The sequence below is a fragment of the Paenibacillus terrisolis genome, from assembly GCF_056171975.1.
On record NZ_JBKFGG010000012.1, the window covers coordinates 110,195 to 135,391 of the forward strand.

At 51.5% G+C, this 25,197-nt stretch carries 23 protein-coding genes; 18 read left to right on the top strand and 5 right to left on the bottom strand.

Features of this window, described 5'->3' with window-relative positions:
- Positions 1-169 precede the first annotated feature (169 nt).
- The 8 genes from ACI48K_RS12700 to gyrA all read left to right on the top strand — a co-directional run bounded on the left by ACI48K_RS12700 (position 170) and on the right by gyrA (position 9,963).
- A complete protein-coding gene (locus ACI48K_RS12700; protein ID WP_475027959.1) occupies positions 170-691 on the top strand; it encodes a CAP domain-containing protein in 522 nt (173 codons plus the stop codon).
- A gap of 103 nt (positions 692-794) precedes the next feature.
- Positions 795-1,466, top strand: coding sequence for a PspA/IM30 family protein (locus tag ACI48K_RS12705; protein ID WP_475027960.1), 672 nt, complete (start codon positions 795-797; stop codon positions 1,464-1,466).
- A 36-nt stretch (positions 1,467-1,502) separates the two neighbouring features.
- Positions 1,503-2,009 carry a DUF4178 domain-containing protein gene (locus tag ACI48K_RS12710; RefSeq protein WP_475027961.1) on the top strand — a complete coding sequence of 169 codons (507 nt, stop codon included), beginning with the start codon at positions 1,503-1,505 and terminating at the stop codon, positions 2,007-2,009.
- Positions 2,010-2,629: 620 nt separating this feature from the next.
- Entirely contained in the window at positions 2,630-3,436 is an 807-nt protein-coding gene (locus tag ACI48K_RS12715) for a GDSL-type esterase/lipase family protein (RefSeq protein WP_475027962.1), read from the top strand.
- Between the two features lie 23 nt (positions 3,437-3,459).
- On the top strand, positions 3,460-4,443 hold the full coding sequence (locus ACI48K_RS12720) for an ABC transporter ATP-binding protein (protein WP_475027963.1): 984 nt from the start codon (positions 3,460-3,462) through the stop codon (positions 4,441-4,443).
- Positions 4,436-5,425 (top strand): ABC transporter permease, encoded by a 990-nt coding sequence (locus ACI48K_RS12725; RefSeq protein WP_475027964.1) that lies wholly within the window; start codon positions 4,436-4,438, stop codon positions 5,423-5,425. The genes ACI48K_RS12720 and ACI48K_RS12725 overlap by 8 nt, the downstream gene beginning before the upstream one ends.
- Before the next feature lie 92 nt (positions 5,426-5,517).
- Positions 5,518-7,512 (top strand): DNA topoisomerase IV subunit B, encoded by a 1,995-nt coding sequence (gene parE, locus ACI48K_RS12730; RefSeq protein ID WP_475027965.1) that lies wholly within the window; start codon positions 5,518-5,520, stop codon positions 7,510-7,512.
- Between the two features lie 15 nt (positions 7,513-7,527).
- Positions 7,528-9,963 (top strand): DNA gyrase subunit A, encoded by a 2,436-nt coding sequence (gyrA, locus tag ACI48K_RS12735; RefSeq protein WP_475027966.1) that lies wholly within the window; start codon positions 7,528-7,530, stop codon positions 9,961-9,963.
- A 116-nt stretch (positions 9,964-10,079) separates the two neighbouring features.
- Here the strand turns inward: gyrA and ACI48K_RS12740 are convergent, their stop codons facing one another.
- The gene (locus tag ACI48K_RS12740; protein ID WP_475027967.1) at positions 10,080-10,952 is read right to left on the bottom strand and encodes a LysR substrate-binding domain-containing protein; all 873 of its coding nucleotides are present in this window, start codon (positions 10,950-10,952) and stop codon (positions 10,080-10,082) included.
- A gap of 130 nt (positions 10,953-11,082) precedes the next feature.
- Here ACI48K_RS12740 and ACI48K_RS12745 point away from each other — a divergent pair, with 130 nt between their 5' ends.
- Positions 11,083-12,147 (top strand): branched-chain amino acid aminotransferase, encoded by a 1,065-nt coding sequence (locus ACI48K_RS12745; protein ID WP_475027968.1) that lies wholly within the window; start codon positions 11,083-11,085, stop codon positions 12,145-12,147.
- A 98-nt stretch (positions 12,148-12,245) separates the two neighbouring features.
- Complete coding sequence (locus ACI48K_RS12750; RefSeq protein ID WP_475027969.1) at positions 12,246-12,656, top strand: MarR family winged helix-turn-helix transcriptional regulator; 411 nt, start codon at positions 12,246-12,248, stop codon at positions 12,654-12,656.
- 64 nt (positions 12,657-12,720) lie between these two features.
- On the opposite strand, the gene ACI48K_RS12755 is transcribed toward ACI48K_RS12750, so the two are convergent.
- From ACI48K_RS12755 to ACI48K_RS12765, 3 genes are all read right to left on the bottom strand, one after another.
- Positions 12,721-13,497 carry an RluA family pseudouridine synthase gene (locus tag ACI48K_RS12755; RefSeq protein ID WP_475027970.1) on the bottom strand — a complete coding sequence of 259 codons (777 nt, stop codon included), beginning with the start codon at positions 13,495-13,497 and terminating at the stop codon, positions 12,721-12,723.
- A 3-nt stretch (positions 13,498-13,500) separates the two neighbouring features.
- Positions 13,501-14,364, bottom strand: coding sequence for a class I SAM-dependent methyltransferase (locus ACI48K_RS12760; protein WP_475027971.1), 864 nt, complete (start codon positions 14,362-14,364; stop codon positions 13,501-13,503).
- Between the two features lie 132 nt (positions 14,365-14,496).
- Positions 14,497-15,348, bottom strand: coding sequence for a GNAT family N-acetyltransferase (locus tag ACI48K_RS12765; RefSeq protein ID WP_475027972.1), 852 nt, complete (start codon positions 15,346-15,348; stop codon positions 14,497-14,499).
- A 177-nt stretch (positions 15,349-15,525) separates the two neighbouring features.
- Here ACI48K_RS12765 and ACI48K_RS12770 point away from each other — a divergent pair, with 177 nt between their 5' ends.
- The 6 genes from ACI48K_RS12770 to ACI48K_RS12795 all read left to right on the top strand — a co-directional run bounded on the left by ACI48K_RS12770 (position 15,526) and on the right by ACI48K_RS12795 (position 22,615).
- Positions 15,526-16,305: an ABC transporter ATP-binding protein gene (locus ACI48K_RS12770; RefSeq protein ID WP_475027973.1), complete on the top strand. Its 780-nt coding sequence runs from the start codon at positions 15,526-15,528 to the stop codon at positions 16,303-16,305.
- Positions 16,306-16,407: 102 nt separating this feature from the next.
- Positions 16,408-17,259 (top strand): prohibitin family protein, encoded by an 852-nt coding sequence (locus tag ACI48K_RS12775; protein WP_475027974.1) that lies wholly within the window; start codon positions 16,408-16,410, stop codon positions 17,257-17,259.
- A 228-nt stretch (positions 17,260-17,487) separates the two neighbouring features.
- On the top strand, positions 17,488-18,996 hold the full coding sequence (locus ACI48K_RS12780) for a spore germination protein (protein WP_475027975.1): 1,509 nt from the start codon (positions 17,488-17,490) through the stop codon (positions 18,994-18,996).
- On the top strand, positions 18,993-20,099 hold the full coding sequence (locus ACI48K_RS12785; protein WP_475027976.1) for a GerAB/ArcD/ProY family transporter: 1,107 nt from the start codon (positions 18,993-18,995) through the stop codon (positions 20,097-20,099). The genes ACI48K_RS12780 and ACI48K_RS12785 overlap by 4 nt, the downstream gene beginning before the upstream one ends.
- Entirely contained in the window at positions 20,092-21,258 is a 1,167-nt protein-coding gene (locus ACI48K_RS12790; protein ID WP_475027977.1) for a Ger(x)C family spore germination protein, read from the top strand. The genes ACI48K_RS12785 and ACI48K_RS12790 overlap by 8 nt, the downstream gene beginning before the upstream one ends.
- A 337-nt stretch (positions 21,259-21,595) precedes the next feature.
- Positions 21,596-22,615 carry an HD-GYP domain-containing protein gene (locus tag ACI48K_RS12795; RefSeq protein ID WP_475027978.1) on the top strand — a complete coding sequence of 340 codons (1,020 nt, stop codon included), beginning with the start codon at positions 21,596-21,598 and terminating at the stop codon, positions 22,613-22,615.
- A gap of 20 nt (positions 22,616-22,635) precedes the next feature.
- On the opposite strand, the gene ACI48K_RS12800 is transcribed toward ACI48K_RS12795, so the two are convergent.
- Entirely contained in the window at positions 22,636-23,337 is a 702-nt protein-coding gene (locus ACI48K_RS12800) for a L,D-transpeptidase family protein (RefSeq protein ID WP_475027979.1), read from the bottom strand.
- 171 nt (positions 23,338-23,508) lie between these two features.
- Here ACI48K_RS12800 and ACI48K_RS12805 point away from each other — a divergent pair, with 171 nt between their 5' ends.
- Together ACI48K_RS12805 and ACI48K_RS12810 are read left to right on the top strand one after the other, a co-directional pair.
- Positions 23,509-24,030, top strand: a complete 522-nt coding sequence (locus tag ACI48K_RS12805; protein ID WP_475027980.1) for a TetR/AcrR family transcriptional regulator — start codon at positions 23,509-23,511, stop codon at positions 24,028-24,030.
- Positions 24,031-24,140: 110 nt separating this feature from the next.
- On the top strand, positions 24,141-25,115 hold the full coding sequence (locus ACI48K_RS12810; protein ID WP_475027981.1) for an SDR family NAD(P)-dependent oxidoreductase: 975 nt from the start codon (positions 24,141-24,143) through the stop codon (positions 25,113-25,115).
- Positions 25,116-25,197 lie beyond the last annotated feature (82 nt).

The window sequence follows — 25,197 nt, forward strand, 5'->3', positions numbered from 1 at the left end:
CTAAAGTCCGGCCGGATCCCCCGCTCTGCAGCTGGTTGATTATCCAGATGATCCCAAACCTCAAGAATAGTTACCACTTTTTGGCTGGGCTTTTGGCGTGACAGGCATGTTAAAATGTGACATGATGCTTCAAAGTGGTACATAAAGGACTGGAAGGAGATTCATCAAGATGACTTGGAACTGGAAAAAAACCGCGGCAGGGCTTCTGTTTTCCGTTTTGACGGCTTCTCTGTCATTTGCCGGGACTCCGGCGGGAACGGGAAAGGCATATGCCGCATCCGTGGGAACCTCATCCATGGCGGCAGTATATGTCCGCATCCAGACCCAGAACGCCTTGCAGGTCGTTGCCCTGGTCAACAAGCAGCGTGCCGAGGCAGGGCTGAAGCCGCTCGTCATTCATGGAAACTTGACGAAGCTCGCGAAAAACAAAGCCATTGACATGTACAGCCGCAATTACTTTAACCATGTCTCGCCCAAGTATGGTTCTCCCTTCGATATGATGGATGCTTACAGCATTACGTTTCGTTATGCCGGCGAGAACATTGCCAGAGGCCAGCGCACTCCTGAAGAAGTGGTGAGGGCATGGATGAACAGCCCTGGCCACAAAGCCAACATTCTGAATGCCCATTACAAAATGATCGGAGTAGGCTATTACAACGGATACTGGGCGCAGGAATTTATCGGTAGTTAGAAAATAACGGACTTTAAAAAACAAAAAAATTTAGTGAAACCTCCCGGCATCTGCAGCGTAAACATAAGCATAATCTGAATTTTCATTCGGGAGGAAAAAAACAATGTCCATTTTTAAGAGATTAAGAGATTTGACCATGTCCAATATCAACGCCCTGATCGACAAGGCGGAAGATCCGATCAAGCTGACGGATCAATATATCCGAGACATGCAGGAAGACCTTGAAGACGCCGAAAAAGCGGTAGCGGCTCAAATCGCTATCGAAAAGAGATTCAAAGCGCTCTATGAGGAACAGGAAGCGCTCGTCGAAAAACGCACGCAGCAAGCGCATACCGCGGCTGCCGCGCAAAACGTGGATCTGGCCCGCCGCGCGCTGGAAGAGAAGAATTCCGCCGAAACCAAGATGGCCGAGTACAAAACAAGCTACGAACAAAACAAAGCGAGCGCCGACAATCTGCGCGACAAGCTGGATGAAATGCGCAAGCAGCTGACCGAAATGAAGAACAAGCGCGAAACGCTGGCCGCCCGTTACAACGCGGCTAAGGCCCAAACCGAAATCAACAAGGCCATTGGCGGCTTCAGTTCGGATTCGGCTGCGAGCGGCCTGAAGCGAATGGAAGAAAAGATGCTGCAAATGGAAGCTCAAGCCGAAGCGAGCAACGAAGTCAATTCCAAAGCCAAATCTTTGGACGACGAATTCGAGAATTTGAACAAGGATGCCGCCGTCGAGGATGAGCTGGCCGCGCTGATGAAACAATACGAGGATAAAAAATAAGTCTATTCTCCATTTTAAAGTGAGGCCTAACGAAATATGAGCGTTTGGAAAAGAATCGGAAATCTGTTTGCGAAGCACGAGCCGCCGAAAGCGGAGAAAAGTATGCTTGAGCTGGCACCGGGCGATATTTGCGAGGTTTCGCTGACCTCGAATGAAGTGGTCGGCCGGGTTCATAACCGCGGCCGGAACGCGGTCGTGCTGACGCTTCAGGATGGCAGCAGGATCGGCTATTTGCTGGTTGAAGAACGCGAGTCGCTGCAATACCAGCTGTATCAGCCGATCGACGGCCGGCTGGATGATCCGAACGAAGTGCCGGCCGAACTGGAGCTGGACGGGATAATGTATTACCTGGAAGAGCATTATATCGGCTACGTCCAAATCATCGGGCGGACTCCGTTTACGCAAGGCGGGGAGCAGCATGTCTGGCAGTTTCAATCCGACGAAGGCAAGCTGCTCCGAGTCGAATGGCAAAACGGACGGTTTATGCTCTATGAAGGGGAAAAAGTCCTGTCTGCGGACGTGAAGGTCATTCGCGCAAACTAACGGATCAACCCGGGAATAACGTCAATCCAGAAGTAACGTGGGCATGGGGGGGCTCCCCTTCATGCCTTATTTGAGCGCTCTAGCTCGTTTTGCGTGAAATAGAGGACCAAAGGGCGCTATTTTCCCGAAACGCCGGGGAATGACCGTATTATGCGTCGGTATCTCAAGAATAAGGCCCTTTTATGCCCTTATTTGGGCGCTTTGGCCCGTTTCTCGTGAAATAGAGGACAAAAAGGGCGCTATTTTCTCGAAAGACTGAGGAATGACCGCATTATGCGGTGGATGCTCAAGAATAAGGCCCTTTTATGCCCTTATTTGGGCGCTTTGGCCCGTTTCTCTTGAAATAGAGGATAAAAAGGGCGCTATTTTTAAAGAGTGTATTTAGCCGGCCTTGGGGGCACCTAACATTAGCAATGGAAAATTGCCGGTTTATAAAAGAACGAAAAACGGCGGTGAAGGGGATAGGAACCCGTTGCCGCCGTTTTTGTTTTCCAACTAGCAGCGCCGAAACGAAAGTTCGGATGCCGCCCATTTGCATCTTGAATCAAGAAGTTTTATCTTATTTACATAAGTTGGAGAGATTAATAAGGGACAGCGCCATGAACAGGAGATGAATGACGATGAACTCAACGTCCCGAATTTGGCGGACAGCCGGGGTGCTGTCGGCCGCATCGACATTAATATTGTTTTTTGGCTTTTTTTATGCCATCAGCGACGTAACGAGTCCGGCGAAACCAGCGGCCGGAGAAGCGAAGGCGCCGTCGGCGCTGCCCGCGAAGATCGAGTCAGGCGCCTGGGATGTGACGGTCATCGGCGATTCGCTCGCAAAAGGAACGGGAGACGATACCGGCAGCGGGTTTGCCCGGAGAACGGTGGATTTGTTTAACAAGAAAGGCCTTACGTCCAAACTGGTCAACAATTTGGGGATCAACGGTTTAACCACCAAAGAGCTGCTGCCGATGCTGGACGATCAGGGGACGATTTACGCGCTCAAACGCGCCGGGGTCATCATGTTGTCGATTGGAGGCAACGATCTGTTTGACGGCACGGAGGAGTTCCAATACGGAGAGGAACCACCCGGACCTGCAGAGATCGAAGCCGCGGTAAAACAGGCTTCGCCCAATTTTGCAAAGATCGTTAAGAAGCTGCATGAAATCAATCCGAAGGCTTTACTGGTATACATAAGCTTATACAACCCGTTCTCCGATGTGAAGGATGTGAGAGAGAGCGGCAATAAAGCGGTCGCCGGCTGGAATCAGCTGGCGATGGACGCGCTGAACCAATATGAAGGAACTTTGGTCGTGCCGACCTATGATCTTTTCGTGAGAAATTCGGCCCGTTATTTATCCGGCGATCATTTTCATCCGAACGGTGAAGGTTATCAGATGATTGCGGAGCGGATCGTACAAAGCTTGGCCGCGAAATAATCCAGCATAAGGAGTGGACTGCCATGGCGGCACATCACGCAGCCGCGGAGGACCGTAAACCGGCGGTCTTATCGGTGAAAGGCTTGAAGAAAAGAATCGGCAGAAAATGGATCGTTCAAGATGTAACATTTGATGTGCGGGAAGGCGAAATATTCGGGTTTCTCGGTCCCAACGGCGCGGGCAAAACGACGACGATCCGCATGCTGGTCGATTTGATCCGGCCGACGGAAGGAACGGTGAATATCTGCGGTTATAACGTGCGGCGGGACCCGGAACGCGCTCTTGCATATGTCGGTTCGATCGTGGAAAATCCTGAAGTGTATGCCTATTTGACCGGATGGGAGAATCTGGAGCATTTTGCGAGGATGGTCCCCGGAATCGATAAGAAACGAATTGCCGAAGTCGTAAATATTGTAGGGCTGGAAAGCCGTATCCAGGATAAGGTCAAAACGTATTCGCTCGGCATGCGGCAGCGCCTAGGCATCGCCCAGGCGCTGCTGGGCCGTCCGAAACTGCTCATTTTGGATGAGCCGACCAACGGTCTTGATCCAAAGGGAATCAAGGAACTGCGCGGCTTTATCCGCCGTTTGGCGGAAGAAGGTATGGCCGTGTTCGTGTCCAGCCATTTGCTCAGCGAAATTCAATTGCTGTGCGATCGGGTTGCCATTATCAGCCGGGGGCATGTACTGGCCGTCGGAACGGTGGACGAATTGATCGCAAACAACTCCAAATACGTCGTGTGGGAGCTTTCTCCATGGCAGCGCGGAATCGAGATGCTGCGCAAAGCGGGTGTGGAGATCATTGAGCATGCGGAACATGTACTCGACGACGCTATTATGGCGGGAATCGGCGAACAGGCGGTCGTGACGCAGATGCAGCCCGAGGGGATCGCGGATTTGGTGTCCGCGCTTATTAAAGAGGGCGTTGAAGTCGGCGCCGTACAAAAGCTGAATCCGACTTTGGAACAGCTGTTTCTGGAAATGACGGAAGGTGAGAGCATTGAATAACATTTTGCCGCTAATCAAAAATGAAACCGTAAAGATGATCAAGAAAAAACGTCTTTATGTTATCCTGCTCGTTTTGCTGGTCCTTGTTCCTATTTTCTCTTATGCGCAGCTCAGAATTGCCGAGAACAACAAAGAAAAGTATGGAACCGACTGGCGCAGAGAAGTGCAGCAGGCGATCACCGACAACCAGAATTCCCTGGGAAGCGACCGCGTGCCGGACGAGTGGAAAAAATACCGCCAAATCTATATTCAGCAGATGAAATATTATTTGGAGAATGACGTGAATCCGCGGCAGCCGGGCGGGGTCTCCTTTACCAAGGAATTTCTGGATAATGCGGCCACCCTGTTCATCCCGCTTTTGATCATGGGGGTGGGCTCGGACATCGTTTCCTCGGAGCGGACGAGCGGAACGGTCAAAATGCTGTTGACCAGGCCGGTAAGGCGCTGGAAAATTCTCCTAAGCAAGCTGATTACGCTGCAGATGTTCGTATCGCTGATTGTGGTTGCGGCGTTTATCATCGCCTATTTGATTTCGGGCCTCTTTTTCGGATACAAGGGCTTTAACCTGCCTGTCTTTACGGGCTTTCAGCTGCACGGCGCGGACGTGGATATTTCCGGCGTGCATGCGGTCCCGCAGTGGCGGTACATCCTCATGCAGACCGGGCTCATCTGGTTCGTCAGCGTTGTGGTTGCCTGTCTCTCGTTTATGGTGTCCGTGCTGATGCGCAGCACCGCGGCCAGCATCGTGATCATGATGGCGGCCCTGATCGCAGGGAACATTTTGACCAACATGGCTTCGGCCTGGACGAGCGCGAAATATCTTTTCATGGTCAACCTTGGACTTACCAGTTATTTGGCCGGAACGCCGGCTCCGATCGAAGGCATGACGCTGTCTTTTTCGCTGATCGTGCTGGTCGTTTGGGGGGCTTGTTCGCTGGTCGTTTCATTCCTTGTCTTTACGAAACAGGATATATTGAATTAAAATGGACAAGTATAACAAAACATCTGTTTGCATTTCATGTTTTACCGGAAGTTCAAAACGACTACATAAAAGAGATTAAAGGGGGAGCATGAATGGCCGAACAAATCGATTTGTTCGAAGACGCAACCGGGGGAACCGCGAGTTCGCCTGAAGGCGCGGCTTCGGGATACGACGCGGACGACATTCAAGTTCTCGAAGGGCTTGTCGCGGTACGCAAACGACCAGGTATGTATATCGGCAGTACGAGCTCGTCGGGACTTCATCATCTGGTTTGGGAGATTGTGGATAATGCCGTCGATGAGCATCTGGCGAAGTACTGCTCCAAAATCGATATTTCGCTGAATAAGGACGGTTCCGTCACGGTGACGGACAACGGGCGCGGCATTCCGACCGGCATGCACAAGATCGGCATTCCGACCCCGCAGGTTGTGTATACGATTCTGCATGCCGGCGGGAAATTCGGCGGATCGGGCTACAAAAAGTCCGGAGGCCTGCACGGGGTAGGCGCATCCGTAACGAACGCCTTGTCCGAGTGGCTGGAAGTGGATATTTACCGCGACGGTAAAGTTCATCGCATGCGCTTCGAGTATTGGGTCGATAAGCAAGGGAAAGAGCATGTTGGGGAACCGGTGACGGGCCTTGAGGTGATCGGGAATACGAACCGGACCGGGACCAAGGTAACGTTCAAACCGGATATTCGTGTCTTCACGAACGGAATCGGACTCAATTACGACACACTCGCGGAACGTTTGCAGGAGATCGCTTTTCTGAACTCGGGCCTGAAAGTGACCTTGAAGGATGAGCGTTCCGACCGTTCCGACGAGTTTTTTTATGAGGGCGGGGCAAGCCAGTTCGTCGAGTTTCTGAATGACGGCAAAGACGTCCTGCATGATGTTGTGCATTTTTTCGCGGAGCGTGACGATACGGAGGTGGAAGTGGCCTTGCAGTATAACGCAGGCTACACCGAAACGCTGGCCTCGTTCGTGAACTCGATTCCGACGCGGGGCGGCGGCACGCATGAAACGGGGTTCAAGACGGCATACACCCGGGTCATGAACGATTACGCGCGCAAGAACGGCATCCTTAAGGAAAAGGATAAGAATCTGGAAGGCAATGATCTACGGGAAGGCATGATGGCGGTCATCAGCGTCAAAATGTCCGAGGTGGAGTTCGTCGGACAGACGAAGGATCAGCTCGGCAGCGCTTCGGCGCGAAGCGCCGTGGATGCGGTGGTCAGCGAGAAGATGGCCCTGTTCCTCGAAGAAAATCCGCAGGTCGCCCAGACGCTGATCAAAAAAGCGGTGCAGGCTTCACGGGCCCGCGAAGCGGCCCGCAAGGCACGCGACGAAATGCGCAGCGGCAAAAAGAGAAGTGAGAGTTCTAATCTTGGGGGCAAGCTGACGCCGGCGCAGTCGAAGGATTTCACGCGAAACGAGCTGTTTATCGTCGAAGGGGATTCCGCCGGCGGTTCGGCAAAGCAGGGGCGCGATTCGAAGATTCAGGCGATTTTGCCGCTGAAAGGCAAGCCGATGAATCCGGAGAAGGCGAAACTTGCCGACATTCTTAAGAACGACGAGTACCGGGCGATCATTTCGGCGATCGGCGCGGGCATCGGGACGGAATTTGCCGTGGAAGACAGCAATTATTCCAAAATCATTATCATGACCGACGCCGACACGGACGGAGCCCATATCCAGGTGCTGCTGCTGACGTTCTTTTACCGTTATATGAAGCCGCTGATCGACTCGGGACGGGTGTACATCGCCCAGCCGCCTTTGTATAAACTCACCCGCCGTTCCGGCAAGCTGGAAACGGTGCGGTATGCCTGGAGCGACGAGCAGCTGCAAAACTACCTGAAGGAATTCGGCAAAAATTTTGAGCTGCAGCGCTATAAAGGGTTGGGAGAAATGAATCCCGAGCAGCTGTGGGAAACGACGATGAACCCGGAAACGCGGACGATGCTGCAGGTGCAGATCGAGGACGCGGCCAAAGCGGAACGGCGCGTTTCTACGCTGATGGGCGACAAAGTCGATCCGCGCAAGCGTTGGATTGTGGAAAACGTGGATTTCACGGAGTTTGAGGAATAGAGAAGGTGAATTGATGTGAGCATGCTCGAAAGCTTTTTGCCGGCGTTTCTGGAAGAGGTCGTGGGCGACCGCTTTGGCCGGTACTCCAAATACATTATTCAGGACCGGGCCATTCCCGACGTGCGCGATGGGCTGAAGCCCGTGCAGCGGCGGATCTTGTACGCGATGTACGACTCCGGAAATACGCCGGACAAGCCTTACCGCAAGTCGGCCAAAACCGTCGGGGACGTGATGGGGAACTACCACCCGCACGGGGACTCCTCGATTTATGAAGGTATGGTTCGGATGGCGCAGCCGTGGAAAATGGGCCATGTGCTCGTGGACGGCCACGGCAACTGGGGCTCCCAGGACGATGACCCGGCTGCAGCGATGCGGTATACGGAAGCCCGTCTGTCCCCGATCGCCATGGAACTGCTTCGGGATATCGACAAACGCACGGTGCCGTTCAAGGACAACTTCGACAATTCCACGAAAGAGCCGGTGGTGCTGCCTTCGCGTTTTCCCAATCTGCTGGTTAACGGAGTCAGCGGGATTTCGGCGGGATTTGCGACGGAGATTCCGCCGCACAATCTGCGCGAGATCATTGATGCCTGCATCGCGGTGATGGAGAAGCCGGAAATGACGCTGGATGAAATCCGCATGTTCGTGAAAGGTCCGGATTTTCCGACCGGCGGCATCATCATGGGCGAGGAAGGCATCCAGGATGCCTACGAATCCGGCAAAGGCCGGATTTATCTCCGGTCCAAAACGGAGATCGAAACGCAGCGCGGCGGCAAGCAGCAGATCGTCGTTACCGAAATTCCGTATCAGGTGGTTAAATCGCGCCTTGTGACCTCCATGGAAAACATCCGGCTCGAGAAGAAGGTTGACGGCATTGCCGAGGTTCGCGACGAAAGCGGCCGGAACGGGCTGCGCATCGTCGTCGAGCTGAAGAAGGATGCGGATGCGCAAGGGATTTTGGCTTATTTGCTGAAGAAAACCGACCTGCAGGTTACCTACAATTTCAATATGGTGGCGATCGTACATAAAGCTCCGCGCCAACTTGGACTCAAAGCGATGCTGGAGGCCTATATCGCCCACCAGCGCGAAGTCGTCACCTTTCGTACGCAATACGAGCTGGAGAAGCTCGAGGACCGGGCTCATGTACTCGAAGGTCTTGTTAAGGCTCTGAATATTCTGGACGAGATCATCGCGGCCATCAAGGCCTCGAAAAACCGCCAGGACGCGCAGAACAACCTGCAATGGATGTTTGGTTTTACGGAGCGGCAGGCGGACGCGATTTTAACCCTGCAACTGTACCGTTTGACGAATCTCGAAATTACTTCGCTGCAAAAAGAGCTGGATGAAATCCAGAAGAAAATCGCGGTGCTGCGCGGCATTCTGGAAAGCGACAAGAAACTGGTCGGCGTCATTCGCAAAGAGCTGCTCGAAGTTCGCGAGAAATACGGAATCGACCGCCGCTCCGTCATTCAGGACGAAGTGGAGGAACTCAAGGTCAACCTGGAGGTCATGGTGGCCCAAGAAGACGTGCTTGTAACGATTTCAAACGAAGGGTACATCAAACGCACAAGCATGTTGTCCTTCACGCGCTCCGGCGGGGAGCGGGACGGCTCGGGCGTGAAGGAAGGCGATTATATCCGGCATGTGCTGGATGTGGACACGCTGCAAAATATCCTGATTTTCACGCAGCGCGGCCAGTACTTCCTGCTTCCCGTGCACCAGATTCCCGAGTTCAAATGGAAGGATAACGGCACGGCGATCGTCAATATTATTCCGCTGGCCAAAGAGGACAACATCGTCAGCGTAATTCCTTTGAAGAGCTTTGAAGAAGCGGGCGTCAGTCTTGTCTTCGTCACGAAGCGGGGACAGGTAAAACGGACGGAACTTAAAGAATACGAGACGAAACGCTCCGGAGCCGTCGCCGCCTGCAAGGTGGGCGATGGGGATGAGGTATTGTCCGTTACCGTCAGCCGCGGCGACCGGGAAATCTTCCTGCTCACGAAGCAGGGGATGGCGATCCGATTCTCCGAAAGCGAAGTGAACCCGATGGGCCGGGTGTCAGCCGGCGTACGCGGAATCAATCTCAAGGACGACGACGAAGTGGTCTCCGCGCTTTGGGTTGAAGGCGAGGAAGGCGAAGTGCTGGTCGTATCGGATCTCGGCTACGCCAAGCGCAGCCTGCTGCTGGATTATCCGGTGCAGAATCGCGGCGGCAAAGGGCTTCAGACGTTTGAATTCAAGGAAGGCAAACGCGTCAAGCCCAATGGAAGCCGGCTGATCGGCGGCCTTCACTGCAAAGAGCCTGTCTCGCTGCAGGCGGTGACGAAGGAAGGCGAGTTCCACGCCTTCAGCACGGAAGCGGCTCCGCTCTCCGAACGCAAGGCGATCGGCAAGGCGTTTGCTCAAATAGCGAAAAACGACGAAATTGTCGACTTGCTCGTTAAAGAATAAAGCAAAAAGCTTCGCGGCGGAAAAACGCCTGCGAAGCTTTTTAATATTCAAGTGCACATTTCTACTTATCGACTGTGCGCAAAATTTTCTCTCCAGCAGTGCCTGATAAACAATAGTCATTGGAACAAGCCTGTCAAATAGCCGATAAATGCCTGCATGGTGGGATCTACGAAGGTTTGTTTACGGTAGACAAGCCCAACCTGTTTGCGCGGAGCCGGATTTTGCATCGGAATGACGGCAATATCCGCGCTTTGGATCGTTCGGGCATAAGACGCAGGCAACACGGTGCCGCCCACCTGTTGAATGGCCATTTGTACTTGAGCTTCCATCGTGGATAATTCCATGACGGGCTTTAAGGCAATACCGGCTTCATCGCAAGCCGCATCAATCATCTGGCGAACCAAAAATTTAGGCTGGAACAGGACAAGCGGGAGCTCGGCAAGCTGCCGCAGCTCTATGCTTGGCTCAGCGGCGAAGGCATGTTTGACGGAAACGGCCAGCACCAACTCCTCATCGAAAAGCGGCACACTGACCAATTGGCCGTCATTCAGAGGTAAAAACACAACGCCCAGGTCAAGCTGATTGCCGAGCAGCCCTTCATGCGTCTCTTCGGTAGGAAGCTCCAGCACAGTCAATTCAATGCCCGGAAACTGACGGTGAAAAGAAACCAGCGCTTCGGTCAGCAAATGGTTTCCGGAGCAGCCGATGCGCAGTTTACCGCGCTTTATTCCGGCGAGCTCGCCGATTTCAAGCCTGGCCTGCTCCAGTTCATGAACGACACGTCTGGCGTGCTCCATCAGAATTTGGCCGGCCTGGGTCAAATAATTTTTTTTGCCGATACGCCCGAACAGCGGGGTGCCGAGCTCATGCTCGAGCAGCCTGATTTGCTGGCTGAGCGTTGGTTGGGATATGCCCAGGCGATCCGCCGCACGGCTGAAATGAAGTTCTTCGCCGACCGCCATGAAATACTCCAATAGACGGTGTTCCATCGCATCATATCCTCTCATTAAATCATAGGTAATTCCTATGATTATAATCGATATCATTATATTGATCAATGAATCGGTGATCGTTATAGTGAATTCAAAGCGAGTTTGATGATAAGGAGAGGAAATACAAATGGAGCAGTTAACGATTCGATTGAACGAGAATCCCAAAGCAAAACCGCCTGCGGGGGCTTTGGGATTCGGGCGTTATTTTACCGACCACATGCTGTTGATGGACTATTCGGAGGAGAAAGGATGGCATGACCCGGGGATCGTTCCGTACGGGCCATTATCTCTCGATCCCTCGGCGGTCGTATTTCATTACGGGCAGGAGATTTTCGAAGGCATGAAGGCTTACTGCACTCCTCAAGGCGAGATCGTCTTGTTCCGCCCGGAGATGAATTTAAAAAGATTGAACCGTTCCTGCGCGAGAATGAGCATTCCATTGGTTAACGAGAAGGAGTTGCTGGAGGCTTTAATCCGGCTGGTTCACCTTGATCGGGACTGGATTCCGGAAGGCGAGGATAACTCGCTTTATATCCGTCCGTTTATCATTGCGACGGAAGCGGGCTTAGGGATCCGGTCAGCCAAGGAATATCGGCTGATCGTCATTTTGTCGCCGGTCGGGCCTTATTATCCCGAAGGAATCCATCCGGTCCGCATTTATGTCGAGGATGAATACGTCCGTGCGGTACGCGGAGGGACGGGGGAAGCCAAAACATCCGGCAATTACGCCGCCGGGCTGAAAGCCCAGGAAACCGCCAAGCGGCTTGGTTTCTCGCAGGTGCTCTGGCTGGATGGCGTGCAGAAGCAATATATCGAGGAAGTCGGCAGCATGAACGTTTTTTTCAAAATCGGAGGAGAAGTGGTTACGCCCGCACTTAACGGAAGCATCCTTGCAGGTGTGACGCGCGATTCCGTCATTGCGCTGCTGCGATCGTGGGGTGTCCCGTTCCGGGAACGGCCGATTTCCATCGTGGAATTGTTCGAGACCGGTGAGAAGGAAATCTTGGAAGAAGCCTTCGGCACGGGAACGGCCGCCGTGATTTCACCGATCGGCCACTTGAAATGGGGCGAACGAGAACTTGAAATCGGCGGCGGTGAAACCGGCGAGTTGTCCCGGAAGCTATACGATGCCATCACCGGGATTCAGCGGGGAAGACTTGAAGATCCGCTCGGCTGGAGACATCTTATATAAAATCCGCAAGTGTCAAGCAGGATTTCTCCTTCGGACCGCGAATTAATTTACGATATTAACTAAGTATGTGGATGTCCCAGGGAGAGGAAGGGAAAGGAATGTATACTGCCGAATTTGCCAGACTGCTTGACGTAATCGTCAAAGAGTACCAGACTCATATGGAAGAAAAGCTGGCTCCGACGCTGACGCCCTCCCAGCTTACGGTGCTTGAGCTGCTCAAAGAGCAGGGCAATCTGAAGCCTTCCGATTTGATTCCCTACTTGTCCACGACGCCCGCGGCCGTAACGATGCTGCTTGACCGGATGGAGCGAGCCGATTTGATCCGGCGCGATCGTGATGAAACCGACCGGCGGATCGTGTGGGTTTCGATCACGGATAAAGGCTACCGGGAAATGGAGCGGGGGATTGAGGTGCGCACCACGTATCTAAACGGCGTGCTTGACCGGATCTCCACCCACAATCAGCAGCTGCTTGTTTTTTTGTTAGGGAAAATATCGGGTACGAAGTAAAAAAATCAAAAGACGTCCAAACCGGCAGGTTCCGACGTCTTTTTTGTTATGGATTCGGCAAGCTTCACCCGAGGTTATTGTCACTGCCGCCTCCGGCTTTGATTATTGCGGAAAGTCGGTCGTATAAGTCACCGCCCCAGAGATTCCAGGGATACTCGTGCGGCGGCAACGACACTAAGCTGACAGGCTCTTTACTGACCGGATGCGGAAACCCGACGAACAGCGACCAGAGGGCGATTTGCTGGCCGGGTTTGTTGTATGCGGCACCGTATTTTTGATCGCCGTACAGCGGACAGCCGATATGGCTCAGCTGCACGCGAATCTGGTGCGGCCGGCCGGTATGCAGATCTACCTGTACGAGGCTGAGTTTTTCCTCCGCCGAGGCGGAAATTATCTTGTATTCAAGAATCGCTTCTTTGGCACCGGCCGTTCCCTTCGCTGCTACGGAAACCGTATTGGTCCGTTCGTCCTTCAGAAGCATGTTCGTCAACCGGCCTTGCCGCTGCGGCGGCGTACCGTGGACGACGGCCAGATACGTTTTCTCGAAGTTTCGGCTCCGGACCGCTTCAGACAGGCGGGAGGCCGCTTTGGAGGTTTTGGCGAAAATCATGGCCCCGCCCACCGGCCGGTCAAGCCGATGTACAAGTCCCAGATATACGTTTCCCGGTTTTTGATAACGCTGCTTGATATCTTCTTTCAGAAGGGTCAGCAGATCGGGATCGCCGCTTGCGTCTTCTTGAGAAGGGATATTGACGGGCTTTTCGATGCCCAGCAGATGGTTATCCTCGTAAAGAATCGTCATCTCCGGATTTCCCGACGTTCGATTCGCTCCGGAGCTCATCGCTTATTCCTCCCAGCGGCCCAGAATGCCGCAAGGAAGATGGAGACCGGACCGCGAAATCGGAAGTCCCAGCTCCCCGGAGGAAATTCGGCCTCCAAACCGCTTCTTGACGGTCATCGACAGCATATTGTGCAGCACGGTAGGCGAGATTCCCGTTGTATAGGAGTTGATAAGGAAAAACAGCGGCTTGTCCGACAAAATGGACATGCACGATTCCACAAACGGGTACAGGCTCTGCTCAAGCTTCCACATTTCGCCGCCCGGTCCCCGCCCGTAAGAAGGCGGGTCCATAATAATCGCGTCATATCGGTTGCCGCGACGTTCTTCCCGTTGGACGAATTTGAACACATCGTCCGTTATGAATCTGACCGGGCGGTCGCTGAGGCCCGACAAGGCGATATTTTCCTTGGCCCACTGCACCATGCCCTTGGCCGCGTCCACATGGACGACCGACGCGCCGGCCGAAGCCGCTGCAACGGTGGCGCCGCCCGTATAGGCGAACAGGTTCAGCACGGAAATCGGACGACCGGCCGACGAAATTTTATCCATCATCCAGCGCCAATTCGCCGCCTGTTCCGGGAACAAGCCGGTATGCTTAAAGTTGGTCGGACGGATATAAAATTTCAGCCGGTCATAGGATATCGTCCAACGATCGGGCAGCTGTTTTTTCATTTCCCACTCACCGCCGCCCGACGAACTGCGGTGGTAGTGGCCGTGCACCTCGCGCCAGTTCCGGTTCTCGTCTGTGATCGGCCAAATGATCTGCGGATCGGGGCGACGGAGAATCACATCTCCCCAGCGCTCCAGCTTTTCACCGTCTCCGGTATCGATAACTTCGTAATCTTTCCAATCGTTTGCTACGTACATTTAACTAAACAACCTTCCTTCCAAATCAAGAACGGTCGACCGTTCTTTCGGGTGATTCCAGCGGAATTAACCATCGGATGTTATTGTACCTCATATATCCACTGCCATGCCACCGGACCTTAAAACTTTTAATTAATTCGCTATTCCGTTTGCCAAATAACGATAGTAATCCTGCACTCCGCGAACTTGAAACCCGGCCGTCTCGTAGAGCTTCATGGCATTCGGGTTGTCCAGGGCGACTTCAAGCCATACGTCATACCCTTTGGCCCGTTCCCGGTCAACGACTTGGCGCAGCGCGGAGCTGCCGATGCCTTGTCCGCGATGCGAGGCGGAAACGGCAAACCCGTAAATCCAACTGCTGCCTTCATGAGGGATGGCCCGAATTTTCCCGACGGGAATTCCGTCCAGCAGAATCACTTCATTTCGGCGAAGCTCCTGTTCCGGAAGTTCCTCATAATGTTTGGCGGTTTCATCCGAATCGTCCCCAAAGCCTTGGATATCCAGCTCGGTCAGAAGCCTGCGGTCGCTATCGCCTGCAGGACGAAGCGTGACGCCGGACGACACCGCTGCGAGGTTATCCGATTCCGGAACATAACTCATCTGGTATTCGGAATGATCGTAAGCGCTGGAACCGGATAGGGATTTTAGAAATTGTTTCGCGGAAACGGAGGCCTGCGGAGCGTTAAGCAGAATCAGATTGTTCGCAGCCAGCGTAGCTTCGTCAAGACATTGGCTTAGCAGTCCGCTGAAAATTCCCTGCCTCCGGTAATCCGGATGCACCATTCCGCAAACTTCCAGCTGATCTCCAAACGAATATTTACCAAGAAACGCGACAAGCTTGCCGTCCCGGTATTCCGCAAGATCCGGCGTGTTGTCCTCAGTACGGTTGAGCAGGGTATTCCAGTTCAGCTTCAAGGCGATTCCATCGTAACGCTCGCAAATATTTTGCAGTTCGGATACGTGGTCCAAATTCAGATTTGCCATATGTATCACTCTCCCTTTTCTTAGTAGTATTCTAACCGATGGGCCAGTATTGCCGCACGGATTTCTTTCATATTGGGAAAGGAATCGGTGTCCGGATATACAACCGCCGCTCTTGACAAATCTCAAGCGCGGGGAGTAGCTTGAGAGTACTGTAAACCTACTCGGGAGGACTTAGGGATGAAGCATATGATCGAAATGAAGCAAGTGTCATGGCGCCGGGAAGGGAAAACCGTGCTGAATCGGATCGATTGGGTCGTGGAGGAAGGCGAACACTGGGCCCTGCTCGGACTTAACGGATCGGGCAAAACAACACTGTTGAACATGCTTAGCGGCTATATTTGGCCAACGTCGGGGCAAATCAGTGTTCTCGGCCACAAGTACGGCGAAGTGGACTTGCGGGAGCTCCGCAAATCCATCGGCTGGGTCAGTTCCTCGTTCCAGGAGCGGTTGCACGGCACGCAGAAAGCTCAGGATCTCGTGGTTAGCGGAAAGTTCGCGTCCATTGGCCTGTACGAGCAGCCGTCGGGAGAGGATTACGACCGGGCCGCCCACCTGATGGAGCAGCTTCGCGTGGGTCACTTGAAGGACCGCACTTATCAGACCTGCTCGCAAGGCGAGCAGCAAAAGCTTCTGATTGCGAGGGCGCTGATGGCGTCTCCGAAGCTTTTGATTCTGGATGAAGCGGCCAATGGGCTTGATTTCATTTCCAAGGAAGGTCTTCTCGAAAGCATTCACGAGCTTGCCGCCCAGCCCCATGCACCGAATATGCTGTACGTCACGCATCATACGGAAGAGATTTTGCCTATTTTCAGCCGGACCTTGCTGCTGCGGCGGGGGGAAGTTTTTGCGCAGGGAAAAACGCCGGAGGTGCTCAGCGGAGAGAAGCTGACGGAATTTTTCGAGCTGCCGGTTAACCTGAGCTGGAATCAAAGCCGAGCGTGGCTTTCGAGAAAGTAGCAAATTTGTGCCCGCCTTTGTTACCTTTTTCTTCAACCTTCGTATATATCTGATATAGACGTCTAAAGACAGTTTGATCAGATCAAAGCGGAGGGATGTATATTGGAAACAGGAACGGGAGTTAACCCGAATCCGAAAAGGAATGTTAATTTGCGGAGTATTTTTACGATTGCGATCGTCGCGGTGGTGCTGATCATAATCGGTTCCGGCAGCGTTGCCCAGGTCGAATACGGGCATGTCGGGTTGTACAAAACCTTTGGCAAGCTGAATAATAATATTTTGTCCCCGGGCATTCATTTGAAAATTCCGTTCATTCAGACTGTCATTCAGGTCAACACGCAGGTGACCAAGACCGAGACCGACACCACGGCTTCATCGAAGGACTTGCAGCCGGTGTCTACCCACGTAGCCGTCAACTATTCGGTAAACAAAGAATCGGCGTACAACCTGATGAATAATATCGGCGGTTCGTACGATACCGTCATCATTAATCCGGCCGTACAGGAGATCGTCAAGGAAGTTACCGCCCGCTACCAGGCCGAGGATTTGATCGCCAAACGCGACATCGTCGCCGGAGAGATCAGTGAGCATTTGACCAGCCGTCTCGCCAAATACGACCTGATCGTCAACGAGATCAATATCGTGAACTTCAAGTTCTCCGATGCGTTCAACCAATCCATCGAAGCGAAGCAGGTTGCTCAGCAGCAGGCCCTCAAGGCAAGCAACGACCTGAAGCGGATCGAAATCGAGGCGAAGCAAAAGGTCGCTCAAGCTCAAGCCGAAGCGGAATCCTTAAAGCTTAAGAAACAGGAGGTTACGCCTGAGCTTGTGCAGCTTAAGCAAATCGAAGTGCAGGAGAAAGCACTGGATAAATGGGATGGCAAGCTGCCGCAGGTTACCGGCGGAGCAACCCCGTTCATCGATTTGGGATCGGTTACGAATTCAACGAAATAAGCATTTTATTAGACCGTCAGGCGCCGCCTGGCGGTTTTTTTGTTTCTGCGAAAAGCCGCAAACGATCCTCCTTAACGCGGAATGCGAGTGGGTTAGAAACAATCCGACTTGGGAATAAATTGTAAAAAACATCGAAGAACGCAAAATTGAGGGTAGGGACACATGCCAAGATTGCTATTCAGACGACCTGTAAAAAGATTGATTCCGTCAAATGCGGAAAATTCCATAATGGATCATGAACCGGCGAAGGTCTCAAGCAAAATGCAGGAGAACCTTGACTATATCAAAAATGCCTTGAACACACCTGCCGACCTTGTCTGCAAGACATTCACTTGGGGCAAAAGCGACCATCAATGCGGTATCGTGTGCATTACCGGCTTATCCGATAAGGACATCATTAATGAACAGATTATTTTCAATCTGCAGCAGGGAAGTTCCGCTACTCTCCTTGAAGAAGAACCGACTGGCGAGGAAATACTGAGTGCATTGGAAAACGATATTTTATCGATTCATGATTATCGCAGCGCCCAGTCGATGGAAGAAGTCCTGACAGGCATATTGTCGGGCGATACGGCGTTGTTCGTGGACGGAATGGATTCTGCGCTGCTGCTCGGGAGCAAGAAGTGGACGGGAAGAAGCGTGGAAGAACCGCAAACCGAATCATTGGTTCGCGGGCCGCGCGAAGGATTTATCGAAAATATAGCCACCAATATCATTCTGATCCGCCGCTCCATCAGGGACCCCAGGCTCCGCCTCGATACGTATCGGGTCGGCCGGCGGGCGAAGAAGCCGCTTGTGATCGCATATATCGAAGGAATTATTCATCCGGATATTTTACATGAGGTGAAACGCCGGGTGGATACGATTTCGATTGACGACGCTCCCGAGAGCGGGACCATTGAGCAGTGGATTGAGGACAGCTCTTTATCTCCGTTTCCGCAAATTCTTCACACCGAGCGCCCGGATAAAGTCGCTTCCGCTTTGCTCCAGGGCAAAGCGGTCATCATTCTCGACGGGACGCCGTTTGCCTTGATTATGCCGACCACGATTGCGTCTTTGGTGCAGTCTCCGGAGGATTATTACGAACGATGGCTAATTGGGTCCCTTATTCGGATTTTGAGATATATTGCTGTTGCGATCTCATTGACCTTGCCTTCTCTCTATATCGCTCTTGTCTCGTACCACCAGGGAATGATTCCGTCCAAGCTCGCTTTTTCAATCGCGGCGGCCAGAGAAGGTGTCCCTTTTCCGGCGGTAGTCGAAGCATTATTGATGGAATTCACTCTGGAAATGCTGCGGGAAGCGGGTGTACGTCTGCCTAAAGCGATCGGACAAACGATCGGGATCGTGGGCGGCCTGGTCATCGGAGAAGCTGCCGTTCAGGCGGGAATCGTCAGTCCGATCATGGTTATTGTCGTTTCGCTTACCGCTATTTCATCCTTTGCGATTCCAACTTACAGCGCGGGGATCGCCTTCCGCATCCTGCGTTTCGTCACTATGCTAGCCGCCGCGGTCATGGGACTGTATGGGATCATTTTGTCAATGATCATGATTTGCATCCACATTTCACGGCTGAAGAGCTTTGGGGTTCCCTACTTGACGCCGTTTGCGCCTGGTTTCCTTCACGATTTCCGGGATCTAATCCTTCGGGCTCCGCTGATGATGCTGTCCAAGCGGCCCCAATTCATGCAGACCAAAGACGAAACGCGGATGGATAAAGAGGAGAACGGGAAATGAAATCCTTTGAATACGGAGATAAAGAAGCGGGCGCTTATGAGGTTTTCGCCTCGGTAGCCAATATGGTGATCGGTTTTGGAGTGTTGACCCTCCCCAGATCAACCGTGGAAATCACCAGATCCATCGACGGCTGGATGTCTATATTGATTGGCGGGATCAGCGCTTTTTTCTTTGCTTGGATTGTCAGCAGCCTGATTGCTCGTTTCGCAAAACAAAATTTGTACGATATCGTTTCGGCCGTACTGGGGAAACCGGCAGCGGTCGTATTTACGCTGTTGTTTGCCGCATACACGCTGTTGTTCGTCAGTTATGAAACCCGGGGCGTCGGCAGCATCTCAAGAATTTATTTGTTCGATCGGACACCGGTCGAAGTCATCTGCCTGGTATTCCTGCTTGTCATTATTTATGGAGTTGCCGGGCCCAGCATCTCGCTCCTCCGATTGAACGTGTTGTTTTTGCCAATCGTCGTATTTATCGTGGTGGCGCTGCTGCTGATGAATTTCGCTTTTTTTGACTTCAACAATCTCAAGCCGTTTTTCACTTCTGACTGGAAGAGTATCTTAGTTGCTTCCCAACAATCGGTATTTTCGTTTCTTGGTTTTGAAATTCTGCTGTTTTATAACGCGTTTATCAACCAACCGCGAAAAACCGTAAAAGCCACCATGTTTGGCGTTGCCGTCCCGCTTGTGCTGTATTTGCTCGTCTATTTTTTTGTAATTGGCGTATTTGGAGTGGACGTTACCGCCAGCATCCTATACCCTACCGCCGAGCTGGCCAAAGAAGTGGAAGTTGCCGGAGGTTTTTTCGAGCGGTTCGAATCGATCTTTTTTTCGATCTGGGTGATGACGCTTTTCAGTACGGCGGCGATGGCCTTTGATGTGACGCTGCTGGCTCTTCAAACCGTTTTTACCAAAGCCAAGCGGATGACCTTGATTTTCTGGATTGCTCCCGTCAGCTTTCTAATGATGATGCAGCCTCAGAATCTGAACGAGATAAGAATATTCGGAGATTGGATCAGTTATACGGGAATCGCGCTCGGTATGTTTTTTCCTTGTTTTCTCCTTGCGCTTGCAAAATTGCGGGGGGTAAAAGGGAATGCGTAAGCTGTGTCTAGTGGCGGCAATGATGTTGACATGCTCTGTAGTGACGGCGGGATGCTGGGATCGGGTTGAGATCGAAGAACGGGGATTCGTTGTGGGGGCGGCTTTGGATAAAAAAACGGATAAACAAGAAAAAGGGAAATACGTTCTCACTTTTCAATTTGTTATTCCGGGCGGTCTGGATATTAAGGAAAGCGGCAGAAAGGGTGGCGGAAACGGGGCGTTTTTTAACCTGTCTTCCGAGGGAAACACTTTATTCGTGGCCGCCAGGAATATGTCGAACATGACAAGCAGAAGCCCATACCTGGAGCATATCCGCATGATTTTCATATCGGAAGAATTGGCTAAAACCGGAGAATACGTCAAATTGCTGGATTTGTTCCTGCGCGATCATGAAATGAGAAGAGCCACCAAAGTGATGATCGTCAGAGGAGAAGCACGCAGTGTGTTAAATATAAAACCGAAAAACGAAAAAGTCCCCGTGATGTACATCGAATCGGTTGCGCAAAATCCGAATAAAAGCGCCCGGATTTATCCTCCGACGCGGATCGGCGATACGCAGGAGTTTATCCTGGGCAATCAAAGTTTTGCGCTTCCCACGCTGATCCCAATTGATGATGAGGTTTCAGTAGCCGGGGCGGCGGTGTTTGACGGCAATACGCATGAGCTCAAAGGTTTTCTGGATGCGGAACAAACGATGGGGTTGAATGTTTTGAGGGGTGTTGTGAATGACGGAGTAATGGAGTTCAAGATGAACGATCAATACGTGGCCTACGAAATCAAAGGGTCAAAACGGACGATTAACGCGGATCTTTCAAATCCGGAACATCCTGTTTTTAAGATTCATGTCTGGATGGAAGGAAACATCGGGGAAACGCAGGATAACTTGAATTTGCTCAGTACATCAACCATTTCCGCGTTCGAGTTGAAAACGGAAAAAGAACTGGCCGGACTGATCGAAAATACGATTCAAAAACTTCAAAAGGATTATAAAGCCGATGCGATGGGGCTTGGTTCTTATCTGCGCCAAAATCATTACCGGTCGTGGGAAAAAGTCGAAAGCAACTGGGATTCAGGAGAGAACCTTTTTGCCAAAAGCAAAATTGAAATCGACGTGGATGCAAAGGTCCGAATCGTGGGGTCGACGGTGGAGACAAGGTAAATCAGTGATAAGGAGCTGCATGTTGAGATGTGGAAGTTCATATTAAGCAGAATGCCATCGATAACGGTAATGGTATGTGCCTTTCTTTCCTTAGCTATCCCGTGGGTTGTTTATCGGATCAACCGCCTCTTGCACCAATATGTCGACCCCCCATGGAAAAAGGGAGAGTAACAGAGACTTTATTCACTCCTGGAATGCGCCCAAAGTTCGGGGATAATTGACAATTAACGCCTTTAGTACTATTTATTATTCGTAAATTTTGATCGATATTTATATATATAGGAATATACTTATTGGACTTTTATCCCGATCAATGGACGCAAGGGAGGACGAAAATATGAAAACCCACGTTATGGAGCTTCAAGTAGGGGACCGGCTGAGAACCGATGTGTTTAATCATGTCGGGCTGCATGTTCTCCCAAAGGGAACTTTCATCCATCAAGAAGAAGTTGCGCTGCTGATCCGGCACAGCATAGATTACATAGATATTGAACCCAGGGACGATCAGCGAAAATTCAGTCAAAGACTGCAGGATAATTTTGAATCGACGCTGAAGGGGTACCAAGCGATTTTTCTCGAGGCGCTGACAACGGGGAAATTCAATCAGGCCATGGTGGATGAGCACCTTGAACCGATGCTGGAAGCGCTGGACCGCAATAAGGATGTTGTTTCGCTGCTCATTCATTTTACCGAGGATGATGTCAATATATATAATCATTCGCTTCAGGTTGGATTATTGTCCTTTTATATCGCTACTTGGCTGGGGTATTCTGTGGACGAGTGTTATGAAATCAGCAAGGCCGGCTACCTGCACGATATCGGTAAAAGCCAGGTACGCCAATCCCTGCGGAATCGTGCGCAGGAACTGACGGGCGAGGAACTTGAAGAAATGCAGCGTCACACCTCGTACGGATATGATATCATACGTAATTCCATGTCTGGCGAATCGGTGGCGCTTGCTGCACTGCAGCATCATGAACGTGAAGACGGGACGGGTTATCCTCATGGCATCGGCAAAGAGAAAATTCATCCTTATGCTCAAATCGTCGCGGTGGCAAACGCTTATGTCGCTATGACGGCTCCCGATGGGAATCGATCCAAACAAGACTTGCTCACCGTTCTGCGAAAAGTGTATGAGCTTGGCTTTGGCGTTTTGAACGAAAAAGCCGTTCAGGCACTAACCCACAATCTTCTTCCTAATTTTATCGGGAAAAAAGCAAAGCTGAGCAACGGGGAGACGGCGACCATCGTTTGGAATAATCCTGCGGATATTTTTAAGCCTTTGGTGCAAGTGGACGATCATTTTTGGGATTTGTCAAAAGAGCGCGACATTGCCATGGAGCAGATTATTATGTAGCTTTCAAGAATTAATTCTCTTTAATCGAGTAAACCTAATTCCTCGTAAACCCGCCTGGAGACGACCCCGTTCTGAAATAACTGATGGGCTCGCTGGAAACTGATTAGGGCTGCAGTTGTGTCTTGGCGAAACTTGCCGTTGCAGACACCGCGGTAGTATCCGGCGCTTTTCAGGCGGGATTGGATTAACTGCACGTCTCCTCCGACGTCTCCTTCAGCCAAATCCCTCGGATCATGGGCAGGATCCCCTAAAACATGTCCGTATATCGTCACTTTCGTGCCCACCGGAATCATTTCGAACAGTTCGATGACATCCCGGTTGCGCATTCGAATACAGCCGTGGCTCAAATGTTGGCCGATCGAATTTGGCTTATTCGTACCGTGAATGCCGTAAAAACCCCACGGAACATTAAGGCCCAGCCACCGCGGCCCAAATGAAGGGCCCCAGTCTTTCCCCTTGTAAACAACCTGATATTCGCCAACGGGCGTAGGTGTCGTAGGATTTCCGACCGCAACCGGATAGGTTTTGAATTTTTGTCCCTGAAGCTTAACGATAAGCTGATGCTGCAGCGGATACACTTCCAGCGTAAAGATACCTTCATCCGACGAGATAATCGGCAATGAAGGTTCAGCCTGAGTGCGGGATGGGCTTGTGCACAGGAGCGAAAAAAACAAAATGATTGTCGCCAATATTTTAAAGCAAAGTTTTAATGTGATGGGCATCTTCTTTCACCGTAAATTTAAAATTTTTACAAAAAGACGTTTGTAGTTTGTCCGATTGGTCCGCGGATATTCACTGGAGATGAACAAGGATTTGCAACCCTGATGGATTTAAGCTATATTGAAAAAGCAATTTAGTTATTGACTGATCAATTTATCTAAAGGAGTGTATTTATGGCGAGAGATGCATCCGCTTCAGTGAATCGGAAAACGGAGATCGTATCGGCAGCCATCGATGTGTTTGCCGAAATCGGCTATTTTCGCGCCACAACGGCGCAGGTTGCGGAGCGAGCCAACATATCGCAGCCTTATATTTTTCGCTTTTTTTCTTCGAAAGAGGCACTGCTGCTTGAAGCCCTTGAAGTATCGTGGGAAAGAGTCGTCACTTCGTTCCGTCAAGTGGTTGGGACAGCATTGAGTGAACGGCTGGAGGTGAAATTAATCGAGGCGTATGAACGGATTTTGGAATCGCATCATAGCGAAACCCTGCTGCAAATCCAAGCGCAGACCATTCAAGAGCCGGCGATCCGAGAGGCGATGCGAAAAGGCTTAGGGGAAGTGCGCCAAATTGTACTTGCGGCGTTTCAAAACGCGGGTTTTTCCAATCCGGAGGACCGGACGTTGTTATTTTTGGCTCGCGGAATGCTCTGCAACGTCTCGATGGCGCTGGAAATGCCCGAACTTATGGGAAAGTAAGGCGGCAAACAAGCCGTGAATTTTTGTTATTGACTAATCAATAGATGTTGGTTATATTAAGATCAAGGAATTTGTTATTGATCAATCACTAACGAAAGAGGCGAATCGGCATGAAAAAAGTTATCGTGTTAGGTGCAACCGGAGGAACAGGAGCTGCGATCACGGCTGAACTGGTAAGTAAAGGAGTTTTGACTATCGCCTTCGGACGTTCCATGAAAAAACTGGAGGAGCTTGCCGCCGACCTGAATCGTCCGGAGAACCTGACCTTGAAAGCAGGAGATGCGTTTTCGCCAGATGACATCGCAGCAGCGGCTGAAGACGCGGAAGTGATGTTCCATTGTGCCAACGTGCCCTACCACGAGATGGCGGAAAGGCTGCTGCCGCTTGGCGAATCGGTTATGGAGGCTGCTGCCCGATTGAATCTCAAAGCGGTCGTCACAGACGGTATCTATCCCTATGGCAGAAGAAAATCAAATCCGGTAACCGAAGAGCATCCAATGCAGCCGCATACCGAAAAGGGCAAAGTCAGATTAGCCTATGAGCAAATGCTGTTTAGCGAGAAATGGGATCATGTGCAAAAGATGATCGTGCGGCTGCCGGATTATTATGGTCCGACCGCAAATCAGGCTTCGTATTTAGGAGGAACGCTGGAGGCGATTGCTGCCGGCAAAATGGCCACATTCATCGGCAATATGCGAGTTCCGCGGGAATATGTCTATCTGCCGGACGCCGCCAAAATGATCGTGAAGCTTGCCGGAAGAGAAGAGGCATATGGAGAAAGCTGGAATATTCCGGGGGCGGGAGAAATCTCGGGACGCGATATCGTTCGAATTGCGCAGAAGGCTGCCGGCGCAGCAAAGCCGGTGCTTCCTTTGGGTAAAATCAGCTTAACCTTAATGGGAAGATTTGTACCCGTTTTGAAGGAAGTGGTGGAGATGCTGTATTTAACCGAGGAACCACTAAGATTAAGCGGAGACAAATACGTACGGGTCATCGGTCCAATTCCGGCTACTTCATTTGAAGCGGGTATCACGGAAACAATCATGGCTCTACAAAAACGAAAGGGAAATGATAAAACAAATTAATTAATTATTTATTGATCAATTACATTTAATCAGTCTTGATTGAAGCACCTAATTATTACCCGTAACAATTTGGTGTAATTCG

What these genes read in the sequence shown, in the direction of transcription:
- ACI48K_RS12700 (WP_475027959.1), top strand. Translation starts at nt 170, where the DNA reads ATGACTTGGAACTGGAAAAAAACCGCGGCAGGGCTTCTGTTTTCCGTT.
- ACI48K_RS12705 (WP_475027960.1), top strand. Translation starts at nt 795, where the DNA reads ATGTCCATTTTTAAGAGATTAAGAGATTTGACCATGTCCAATATCAAC.
- ACI48K_RS12710 (WP_475027961.1), top strand. Translation starts at nt 1,503, where the DNA reads ATGAGCGTTTGGAAAAGAATCGGAAATCTGTTTGCGAAGCACGAGCCG.
- ACI48K_RS12715 (WP_475027962.1), top strand. Translation starts at nt 2,630, where the DNA reads ATGAACTCAACGTCCCGAATTTGGCGGACAGCCGGGGTGCTGTCGGCC.
- ACI48K_RS12720 (WP_475027963.1), top strand. Translation starts at nt 3,460, where the DNA reads ATGGCGGCACATCACGCAGCCGCGGAGGACCGTAAACCGGCGGTCTTA.
- parE (WP_475027965.1), top strand. Translation starts at nt 5,518, where the DNA reads ATGGCCGAACAAATCGATTTGTTCGAAGACGCAACCGGGGGAACCGCG.
- ACI48K_RS12740 (WP_475027967.1), bottom strand. Translation starts at nt 10,952, where the DNA reads ATGGAACACCGTCTATTGGAGTATTTCATGGCGGTCGGCGAAGAACTT.
- ACI48K_RS12745 (WP_475027968.1), top strand. Translation starts at nt 11,083, where the DNA reads ATGGAGCAGTTAACGATTCGATTGAACGAGAATCCCAAAGCAAAACCG.
- ACI48K_RS12750 (WP_475027969.1), top strand. Translation starts at nt 12,246, where the DNA reads ATGTATACTGCCGAATTTGCCAGACTGCTTGACGTAATCGTCAAAGAG.
- ACI48K_RS12755 (WP_475027970.1), bottom strand. Translation starts at nt 13,497, where the DNA reads ATGAGCTCCGGAGCGAATCGAACGTCGGGAAATCCGGAGATGACGATT.
- ACI48K_RS12760 (WP_475027971.1), bottom strand. Translation starts at nt 14,364, where the DNA reads ATGTACGTAGCAAACGATTGGAAAGATTACGAAGTTATCGATACCGGA.
- ACI48K_RS12765 (WP_475027972.1), bottom strand. Translation starts at nt 15,348, where the DNA reads ATGGCAAATCTGAATTTGGACCACGTATCCGAACTGCAAAATATTTGC.
- ACI48K_RS12770 (WP_475027973.1), top strand. Translation starts at nt 15,526, where the DNA reads ATGAAGCATATGATCGAAATGAAGCAAGTGTCATGGCGCCGGGAAGGG.
- ACI48K_RS12780 (WP_475027975.1), top strand. Translation starts at nt 17,488, where the DNA reads ATGGATCATGAACCGGCGAAGGTCTCAAGCAAAATGCAGGAGAACCTT.
- ACI48K_RS12785 (WP_475027976.1), top strand. Translation starts at nt 18,993, where the DNA reads ATGAAATCCTTTGAATACGGAGATAAAGAAGCGGGCGCTTATGAGGTT.
- ACI48K_RS12790 (WP_475027977.1), top strand. Translation starts at nt 20,092, where the DNA reads ATGCGTAAGCTGTGTCTAGTGGCGGCAATGATGTTGACATGCTCTGTA.
- ACI48K_RS12795 (WP_475027978.1), top strand. Translation starts at nt 21,596, where the DNA reads ATGAAAACCCACGTTATGGAGCTTCAAGTAGGGGACCGGCTGAGAACC.
- ACI48K_RS12800 (WP_475027979.1), bottom strand. Translation starts at nt 23,337, where the DNA reads ATGCCCATCACATTAAAACTTTGCTTTAAAATATTGGCGACAATCATT.
- ACI48K_RS12805 (WP_475027980.1), top strand. Translation starts at nt 23,509, where the DNA reads ATGGCGAGAGATGCATCCGCTTCAGTGAATCGGAAAACGGAGATCGTA.
- ACI48K_RS12810 (WP_475027981.1), top strand. Translation starts at nt 24,141, where the DNA reads ATGAAAAAAGTTATCGTGTTAGGTGCAACCGGAGGAACAGGAGCTGCG.